Source organism: Curtobacterium sp. B8 (genome assembly GCF_000333315.1).
GTDB classification, from domain to species: domain Bacteria; phylum Actinomycetota; class Actinomycetes; order Actinomycetales; family Microbacteriaceae; genus Curtobacterium; species Curtobacterium luteum.
On record NZ_BACW01000461.1, the window covers coordinates 1 to 1,479 of the forward strand.

Consider the following 1,479-nt stretch of genomic DNA (forward strand, 5'->3'; position numbering starts at 1 on the left):
CTTGCCGTCGAGGTAGACGTCCATGTGCCCGTTCAGGGAACGGATCTGCTTGCCCGACCAGTACATGTTGCTCATGCCGTCGGGGTACGGTTGCCAGCTGTCGGCGTACGTCCTCGCGAACTTGCCGCCCCAGTTGGCGGTGGTCCTGAACTCCTCGACGAACTGCTGCTTGAACTTCCCGACGTTGCCCCGTGGCGCGGCGGTGGCGGCGGCCTGCGCGACCGATGCGCTCCCGATGGGCGTGATCACGAGACCGGCCGCGAGCACGGCGACCGCGAGCACGGCGCGGATCGAGGTCTGCTGACGCATGGTTCTCCCACTCCCTGATGTGCGATGAGGACGGTCGGTCCTGCGCCGTCGGTGGAACGGCTCCGACCAGAGGTGCCACCGGTCCCTCGGTGGCCCTGCACGCCCGGTCGCCGACCTCCCCAGGAGGGTTCCCGTGCGTGTGCCACGAGCCTATGGAGACGTCCGCGGCGTGGCGCGCCCAGGACGTCCCCAGAAGGTGGTACGCGGCTACCCCACTTGGAGGGGGTCGACGCGCCCGAGGGAGCCGGACGGTGTGCTGCCGTGCCCCGGAGGGGTTACGCTTGACCGGTACGCGGATGTGGCGCAGTGGTAGCGCATCACCTTGCCAAGGTGAGGGTCGCGAGTTCGAATCTCGTCATCCGCTCGGACAGAAGGCCCCGGTCGACCGACCGGGGCCTTCGTCGTACCGCGGCAGGCACCGCGGCCGGCGGTGGGTCGGGACGTTCGTCGCGACCGTGCGACACGCGACGAACGCAGGATTCGGGTGCCCGCGCTCGTCGGCGTCGGGGCCACCGTGCCCCTGGGCCGGGACGGATGGGTGGTCCGTCGGCCCGGGAGAGCATCCGGAGCCGTGCGCACTCCGGATGGGTCACCGGGCCACCGTTGCGGTTTCCCGCACAATTCCCGCACGACACGCGGGACGACCTTGCGCTCAGTGGGACGGTGTGGAGGAGGCCCGCGCTCCCGGGAAGCCGACCCAGCGCCGGCCGGGGGCGTCGACCACGGTGACCAGGACGGCGTCGCAGTCCCGGCAGCGCGCGACGGCTCCCATCGCGCACACGTGGACGCGAGCCCGGGCGAGGACCCCGCCGCCCCCGCACCCCGCGCACCGCAGGAGTGCGGTGGTCGCATCCGGTCCGAGCCGCTCGGCGAGCGTGCCGGCCAGGGCGTTCCCGTCGACGACCGTCATCCGTTGCCCCCGAACCGCTCGGCGCGCACGTCGGTGGTGTCGTGGCCGAGTTCGCCGAGCCACCGCAGGACCTGTTCGACGAACGGCGTCGACCCGCAGACGTAGACCAGCGCCCCCGAACCGGGTGGGAACACCGCCGCCGCGAGCGACTCGCGCGTCAGACGGCCGACCGGTTCCCCTGCGGGCGCCCGTCGGCTGTGCACGACCGTCGTCGCGACGCCGGCCGCGGCCGCACGGGCGAGCTCGTCGCGGAAGAAGAC

1 protein-coding gene, 1 tRNA gene and 2 pseudogenes are annotated in these 1,479 nt (G+C 72.3%); 1 reads left to right on the forward strand and 3 read right to left on the reverse strand.

All coding sequences use genetic code 11. The features are described 5' to 3' along the window. A pseudogene (locus I59_RS19915) lies at positions 1 to 309 on the reverse strand (hypothetical protein); the annotation flags it as partial. A 292-nt stretch (positions 310 to 601) separates the two neighbouring features. Here I59_RS19915 and I59_RS11895 point away from each other — a divergent pair. Continuing rightward, positions 602 to 673, forward strand: a tRNA-Gly gene (locus I59_RS11895). Between the two features lie 288 nt (positions 674 to 961). On the opposite strand, the gene I59_RS11900 is transcribed toward I59_RS11895, so the two are convergent. Beyond that, positions 962 to 1,219: a DUF6510 family protein gene (locus I59_RS11900; RefSeq protein ID WP_022904057.1), complete on the reverse strand. Its 258-nt coding sequence runs from the start codon at positions 1,217 to 1,219 to the stop codon at positions 962 to 964. Beyond that, a pseudogene (locus I59_RS11905) lies at positions 1,216 to 1,479 on the reverse strand (oxidoreductase); the annotation flags it as partial. The pseudogene I59_RS11905 and the gene I59_RS11900, both read right to left, overlap by 4 nt.